9 protein-coding genes are annotated in these 6,421 nt (G+C 60.5%); 8 read left to right on the top strand and 1 reads right to left on the bottom strand.

Annotated elements, in window-relative coordinates:
* From AC1D0Z_RS14455 to AC1D0Z_RS14430, 6 genes are all read left to right on the top strand, one after another.
* The coding region (locus tag AC1D0Z_RS14455; protein ID WP_477658917.1) for a c-type cytochrome at positions 1-781 on the top strand (781 nt) is incomplete at its 5' end.
* Between the two features lie 97 nt (positions 782-878).
* Complete coding sequence (gene ctaD / locus AC1D0Z_RS14450; RefSeq protein WP_477658916.1) at positions 879-2,513, top strand: cytochrome c oxidase subunit I; 1,635 nt, start codon at positions 879-881, stop codon at positions 2,511-2,513.
* Positions 2,514-2,534: 21 nt separating this feature from the next.
* Positions 2,535-2,648, top strand: coding sequence for a cytochrome oxidase small assembly protein (locus AC1D0Z_RS14445; protein WP_457282220.1), 114 nt, complete (start codon positions 2,535-2,537; stop codon positions 2,646-2,648).
* Positions 2,649-2,688: 40 nt separating this feature from the next.
* A complete protein-coding gene (locus AC1D0Z_RS14440; RefSeq protein ID WP_477658919.1) occupies positions 2,689-3,300 on the top strand; it encodes a cytochrome c oxidase assembly protein in 612 nt (203 codons plus the stop codon).
* Positions 3,297-3,509, top strand: coding sequence for a DUF2970 domain-containing protein (locus AC1D0Z_RS14435; protein ID WP_477658915.1), 213 nt, complete (start codon positions 3,297-3,299; stop codon positions 3,507-3,509). The genes AC1D0Z_RS14440 and AC1D0Z_RS14435 overlap by 4 nt, the downstream gene beginning before the upstream one ends.
* A gap of 76 nt (positions 3,510-3,585) precedes the next feature.
* Complete coding sequence (locus AC1D0Z_RS14430) at positions 3,586-4,503, top strand: cytochrome c oxidase subunit 3 (protein ID WP_477658914.1); 918 nt, start codon at positions 3,586-3,588, stop codon at positions 4,501-4,503.
* 85 nt (positions 4,504-4,588) lie between these two features.
* Here the strand turns inward: AC1D0Z_RS14430 and AC1D0Z_RS14425 are convergent, their stop codons facing one another.
* Positions 4,589-4,828 carry a twin transmembrane helix small protein gene (locus AC1D0Z_RS14425; protein ID WP_457282216.1) on the bottom strand — a complete coding sequence of 80 codons (240 nt, stop codon included), beginning with the start codon at positions 4,826-4,828 and terminating at the stop codon, positions 4,589-4,591.
* A gap of 18 nt (positions 4,829-4,846) precedes the next feature.
* Between AC1D0Z_RS14425 and AC1D0Z_RS14420 the strand changes: the two genes are divergently transcribed.
* Both AC1D0Z_RS14420 and AC1D0Z_RS14415 read left to right on the top strand, forming a co-directional pair.
* Complete coding sequence (locus AC1D0Z_RS14420; protein ID WP_477658913.1) at positions 4,847-5,599, top strand: SURF1 family protein; 753 nt, start codon at positions 4,847-4,849, stop codon at positions 5,597-5,599.
* A 92-nt stretch (positions 5,600-5,691) separates the two neighbouring features.
* Positions 5,692-6,324: a hypothetical protein gene (locus tag AC1D0Z_RS14415; protein WP_477658918.1), complete on the top strand. Its 633-nt coding sequence runs from the start codon at positions 5,692-5,694 to the stop codon at positions 6,322-6,324.
* The last annotated feature ends 97 nt before the right edge of the window (positions 6,325-6,421 follow it).

Here is a 6,421-nt window from a genome sequence, read left to right as displayed (position 1 = left end):
CACCATCAAGGCCACCGGCATCCAGTGGAAGTGGGGCTACGACTACATCAAGGGCGAAGGCGAAGGCATCGGTTTTGTCTCCACGCTCGACAACACGCACCGCGAGATGTCCGACAACGGCGGCCCCAAGGCAGGTGAAGCACCCGACAACTACCTGCTCAAGGTCGACAATCCCCTGGTTGTCCCGGTCAACAAGAAAATCCGCATCATCACCACCGCCAACGACGTGATCCATGCCTTCGCGGTGCCGGCATTTGGCATCAAGCAGGATGCGATTCCAGGTTTTGTGCGCGACACCTGGTTCCGTGCCGAACAGATCGGCGACTTTTATGGCCAGTGCCAGGAACTGTGCGGCAAGGAACACGCCTACATGCCGATCCACGTGAAGGTGGTGTCCGCAGCCGACTACACCGCCTGGGTAGCCGTCAAGGCCAAGGAAGCCGCCGCCAAGGCCGATGACCCTTCCAAGGTCTGGACGCTGGTTGACCTCAAGGCCCGCGGTGAAAAAGTATATGCCGCCAACTGCGCCGCCTGTCACCAGGCCAACGGCAAAGGCGCTGGTCCCATCAAACCGCTCGACGGCTCGGCAGTGGTTCTGGATGCCGACCACAAGAAGCAAATCACGATTTTGCTGAACGGTGCAGCCGGTGGTGCGATGCCTTCCTGGAAAGCGCTGAGCGACACCGACCTTGCAGCTGTCGCCAGCTACACCAAGAACAACTGGTCCAACCAGACCGGCCAGATCGTTCAGCCCGCCGAAGTGCAGGCGGCGCGCAAGTAAGCCTCAGGCGTTACCAGCAGATTCCATTATTTAGCCGGCATGACTTTGCCGGCCGCAAAAGACAAGCTACAGGCACAAGCCACCAAAGGAAGCCAAGATGAGTGCAGTTCTAGACCATCACGATCACGCACACGACGATCACGACCACCACGCCCCGACGGGCTGGCGCCGTTGGGTGTTTGCGACCAACCACAAGGATATTGGCACGCTGTACCTGCTGTTCAGCTTCTTCATGCTGATGTTCGGCGGCGTGCTGGCCCTGCTGATCCGCGCCGAGCTGTTCCAGCCCGGCCTGCAACTGGTCAACCCGGAGCTGTTCAACCAGCTCACCACCATGCACGGCCTGATCATGGTGTTCGGCGCCATCATGCCGGCTTTTGTGGGATTTGCGAACTGGATGATTCCGCTGCAGATCGGCGCGGCTGACATGGCCTTTGCCCGCATGAACAACTTCAGCTTCTGGCTGATGATTCCTGCCGGCCTCATGCTCGCGACCTCGTTCTTCATGCCCGGCGGTGCTCCCGCTGCAGGCTGGACGCTTTATGCACCCCTGACGCTGCAAATGGGTCCCTCGATGGATGCCGGTATTTTTGCGATGCACATCCTGGGCGCTTCGTCCATCATGGGCTCCATCAACATCATCGTGACCATCCTCAACATGCGCGCCCCCGGCATGACGCTGATGAAAATGCCGATGTTCTGCTGGACCTGGCTGATCACCGCCTACCTGCTGATCGCCGTGATGCCTGTGCTCGCGGGCGCCATCACCATGACGCTGACGGACCGCCACTTCGGCACCAGCTTCTTCAACCCCGCCGGCGGCGGCGACCCGGTGATGTACCAGCACATCTTCTGGTTCTTCGGCCATCCCGAGGTGTACATCATGATCTTGCCGGCCTTCGGCATCATCAGCCAGATCATCCCCGCCTTCTCGCGCAAGCGCCTGTTCGGTTACGCCTCCATGGTGTATGCCACCGGCTCCATTGCCATCCTGAGCTTTGTCGTGTGGGCTCACCACATGTTCACCACCGGCATGCCGGTCACGGGCCAGCTGTTCTTCATGTACTCCACCATGCTGATCGCCGTTCCCACGGGCGTGAAGGTGTTCAACTGGATCGCCACGATGTGGCGCGGCTCCATGACCTTTGAGACCCCCATGCTGTTCGCCGTGGGTTTTATCTTCGTATTCACCATCGGCGGCCTGACCGGCGTGATCCTCTCGGTCGCACCGATCGACACGCAGCTGCAGGACACCTATTACGTGGTGGCCCACTTCCACTATGTGCTGGTGGCTGGTTCGCTCTACGCCCTGTTTGCCGGTTACTACTACTGGTCGCCTAAATGGACCGGTGTCATGTACAACGAAACCCGCGGCAAGATCCACTTCTGGTGGTCGCTGATTTCCTTCAACGTGACCTTCTTCCCGATGCACTTCCTGGGCCTGGCCGGCATGCCACGCCGTTATGCCGACTACCCGATGCAGTTTGCGGACTTCAACGCTGTGGCCAGCGTGGGTGCGTTCTTCTTCGGTTTTGCCCAGCTGTACTTCTTCCTGTTTATCGTTGTGCCCACGATGCGCGGCCAGGGTGTTCCCGCCAAGCAGAACCCCTGGGTGGACGAAGGCGGCAAGGGCGCCGAAGGCCTGGAGTGGGAAGTCCCATCACCCGCGCCTTTCCACACCTTTGAAACGCCGCCCAAGCTGGATGCCACGGCAACCCGCGTGATCGGCTGATTGAACTCAACGGTAATCGCCATGACGACACCCGAACAAAAAAAGAGCAACCTGAGGCTGGCCCTGATACTGGCTTCGGTCGCGCTGGTCTTTTTTGCCGGCTTCATGGCCAAGATGATTTTCCTCAGCCACTGAGCCGCCGGACAGACTTCAGTCTTCAACCTGTACCAATGTGATGCGGCTCAAGCGCGAAAACTTCAACATGATGGGCAAGCTGGGCGTGATCGTGCTCGGCATGTTTGCCTTCGGTTACGCGCTGGTGCCCATCTACAAGGCAATCTGCGAGATGACCGGCATCAACGTGCTGGCGTTGTCTGACCGGCAGATTCCCGGTGCGACTTCCAGCCTGCCGGCCAATACGCAAGTAGACCGCACGCGCACCATCACGGTCGAATTTGACGCAAACGCGCGTGGTCCCTGGCACTTCAAACCCGCACAGAACACGCTGCAAGTCCATCCCGGCGAGCTGACCACGGTCATGTACGAATTCCAGAACGTACAAGACCGGACCATGTCCGCGCAGGCCATTCCCAGCTATGCGCCGGCCCAGGCTGGGGCCCATTTCAACAAGCTGGAATGCTTTTGCTTCAGCCAGTACACCCTCGCGCCCGGCGAGAAAAAGCAGTGGCCGGTGGTGTTTGTGATTGACCCGAAGCTGTCGAAAGACGTTGCCACGATCACCTTGTCCTATACGTTCTTCGAGGTGGGTGGCAAGACGCCGGCCGCACCGGTCACATCCAGGGCAACAACGGCTGCCGTGCCGCCTGAAAAACAGGCGGGCGCATGAGCATGGCCGCGGCACCCGCAAAAAAAACCTCGTTCTGGCGCACTGTCAAGGCCGTGGCGTGGTCTTTCGTGGGCTTGCGCGCCCGCGGCGACTATGAAGAAGACGTGAAGAATTTGAACCCGCTCCATATTGTTGCGGTCGGGCTGATTGCCGTGTTTGTGTTTGTCGCAGCCCTGGTGCTGCTGGTGAACTGGATGGTGGCGCGCTGAACGGCGCGGCAACCGGCAAACTTCGGTTTGAATAACAGATTATTTGAAAATTCGAGAGAAAAACAGGAGTCGAGCGATGTCATCTGCAACCCACGGGTCTACCCCCCACTATTTCGTTCCCAGCCCGTCGAGCCATCCGGTCATGGCGTCCATCGGCCTGTTTTTTGTCATCCTCGGCGCCAGCCAATGGATTAACGGCGCATCCTGGGGTGCATGGGCTTTGGCTTTCGGCATGGTGTGGTGGCTGGCGACGCTGTTCCGCTGGTTCAGCCAGTCCATCGCTGAAAGCGAAGGCGGCATGTATGGCCGCAAGATCGACATGTCCTTCCGCTGGAGCATGAGCTGGTTTATCTTCTCGGAGGTCATGTTCTTCGGTGCTTTCTTCACAGCGCTGTGGTGGGCCCGATCGCACTCCCTGCCTGCGCTGGGCAGCCTCGAAAACGCACTGCTCTGGCCTGATTTCAAGGCGGCCTGGCCGTCTATCGTGGCGGGTGCCACGACATCCCCCGCTGATATTGTTGAGCCCTTCACGGCCATGAAGCCGCTGATGATAGGTGGCGGCATCTGGGCCAGCATCATGGGCTCCTTGCCCACCGTCAACACGGCGCTGCTGCTGAGCTCCGGCGTCACCATCACCATCGCCCACCACGCGCTGATCGAAGGCAAGCGTGCCCGCACCATCGCCTTCATGTGGGCCACGGTTGCACTCGGCGTGGTCTTCCTGTTCGTGCAGGGCTACGAATACTTTCATGCCTACCACGAGATGAACCTGAAGCTGTCTTCAGGCGTTTACGGTTCGACCTTTTTCCTGCTGACCGGCTTTCACGGTTTTCACGTGTTTGTCGGCATGCTGATGTTGCTGTTCATTACGCTGCGTTTGCAAAAAGGCCACTTCACGCCTGAAAAACACTTTGGTTTTGAAGGCGCCGCATGGTACTGGCACTTTGTTGATGTGGTGTGGCTGGGCCTCTACATCCTGGTTTATTGGCTGTAAGGCGGAACCAATCGCGGCCTGAGCCGCTCAACCAAAGGCCGCTTGATGCGGCCTTTGTTATTTATTTCGCCACTCAGAGTGGCTGTTATTTACCAGCAGGGATGCCAGTGGGCTGGATGTAACCGAGTTTCCAGGCGATCAGAATGCAGACAAACAGCAACACCGAAAACCCGATACGGAACGCCAGTGCGCGCGCCATGTTGCTGTTTTTGCGTTTACTGCTTTCGGCGCCTTCACTGCCCTTGCCGCCCCTGAGCATGAAAAACAGTGCGGAGGCCAGGCTGGCAAAAATGGCGATAAACGCCAGTGCAATCAGGTAAGTCATGAACAGGATTATCGGCTCATGACACGTGCTTTGCACTCCCCGCGCTTCTGGATTCTCACGGTAGCCGCACTGGTGGTGGCTGGCACGACCTTTTCGCTGGGGCAATGGCAGCTTCGCCGCGCCGCACAAAAAGAAGCGCTGCAGGCGGCCGTCGACTCCAGGAGCCGGCTGCCCGAACTGGACGAGCGTTCTCTGCTGGCGGGCCGCAACCTGGCCGACGACATTCATCGGCCTGCCACGCTCAAGGGCAGCTGGCGCGCTGAGCACACGGTGTATCTCGACAACAGGCCCATGAGCGGCAAGACGGGTTTTGTGGTGGTGACACCGCTGGTGCTGGAGGGCACGTCCCAGGCCATCCTTGTGCAGCGAGGCTGGGTTCCGCGCAATTTTGCGGACCGCACCCGCCTGCCTGATGTTTCGACACCTGCCGGCCCTGTCAGCGTCCAGGGGCGTGTTGCCCCGCCACCTTCCCGGCTCTATGAGTTCCAGGGGAGCGAGAGCGGGCGCATACGGCAAAATCTCGACTTGCCGGCCTTTCGTGCGCAAACCGGCCTGCCGTTGCTGGACGTCTCATTGCTGCAGAGCGGTGCGTCCGGCGACGGCCTGCTGCGCGAGTGGGCTGCCCCCAGCCTCGGCGTGGACAAGCACTATGGTTATGCCTTCCAGTGGTTCGGCCTTTGCGGCCTGGTGGTTCTTTTGTATGGCTGGTTTCAGCTGTTCCTTCCTTTTCGTACCCACATGCGCGGCAAACGCCGTGATCAATTGCCGTGACAAACGATACGCCCGCTACCCCCGATACAACCGCTGCCAACACTGCCGCAGCCGGACTGCAGGACCAGCCCCTGGGCCTGACCGTGCATGCCATGCCCGTGCTCGACCAGTCCAGCACGCGTGCGCCCAGCACGGTTGCAGGCCGCTGGAAGATGCTGGCCGTGCTGCTGGTGTGCGCGGCACCAGTCATCGCGTCTTACTTCACCTACTACGTGGTCCGGCCCGAAGGTCGCCGCAACTTTGGCGATCTCATCAATCCGCAGCGGCCCCTGCCGCCGCTGGCAACCCGATCGCTTGACGGCCGCAGCGGCACCCTGGCGGCACTCAAGGACCAATGGCTGCTGGTCAGCGTCTCGGGCGGCGCCTGCGACGCGGGATGCGAGCAGAACCTGTACTTTCAGCGCCAGCTCCGTGAATCGCTGGGCAAGGAAAAAGACCGCCTGGACCGCGTCTGGCTGGTGGTGGACGATGCCCCGGTGCGCGATGCCTTGCTGCCCGCGCTGGCCTCCTCGGCGGTGCTTCGTGTGTCAAGCGCCGAGCTGGCAAAGTGGCTGGAGCCCGAGGCAGGCAAGCGCCTGGAAGATCACCTTTACCTGGTCGACCCGATCGGCAACTGGATGATGCGTTTCCCGGCTGACATGGATGCCGCTGCCGCCGCCAAGGCCAAACGGGACCTGGACCGCTTGCTGCGTGCTTCCAGCAGCTGGGACAAAGAAGGCCGGTGATGGAGCCCCCACGGTCGCTCACTTCGTGTAGCTCCCTGCCCCCCGAGGGGGCCGCCCGCCTGTGGCCCGGCAAAGCCGGTTCCACGGCTCATGCTGG

The sequence above is a fragment of the Polaromonas sp. P1_E3 genome (assembly GCF_056405935.1).
The sequence above is the reverse complement of the archived record's forward strand: the minus strand, read 5'-3'. Positions and strand labels throughout refer to the sequence as shown.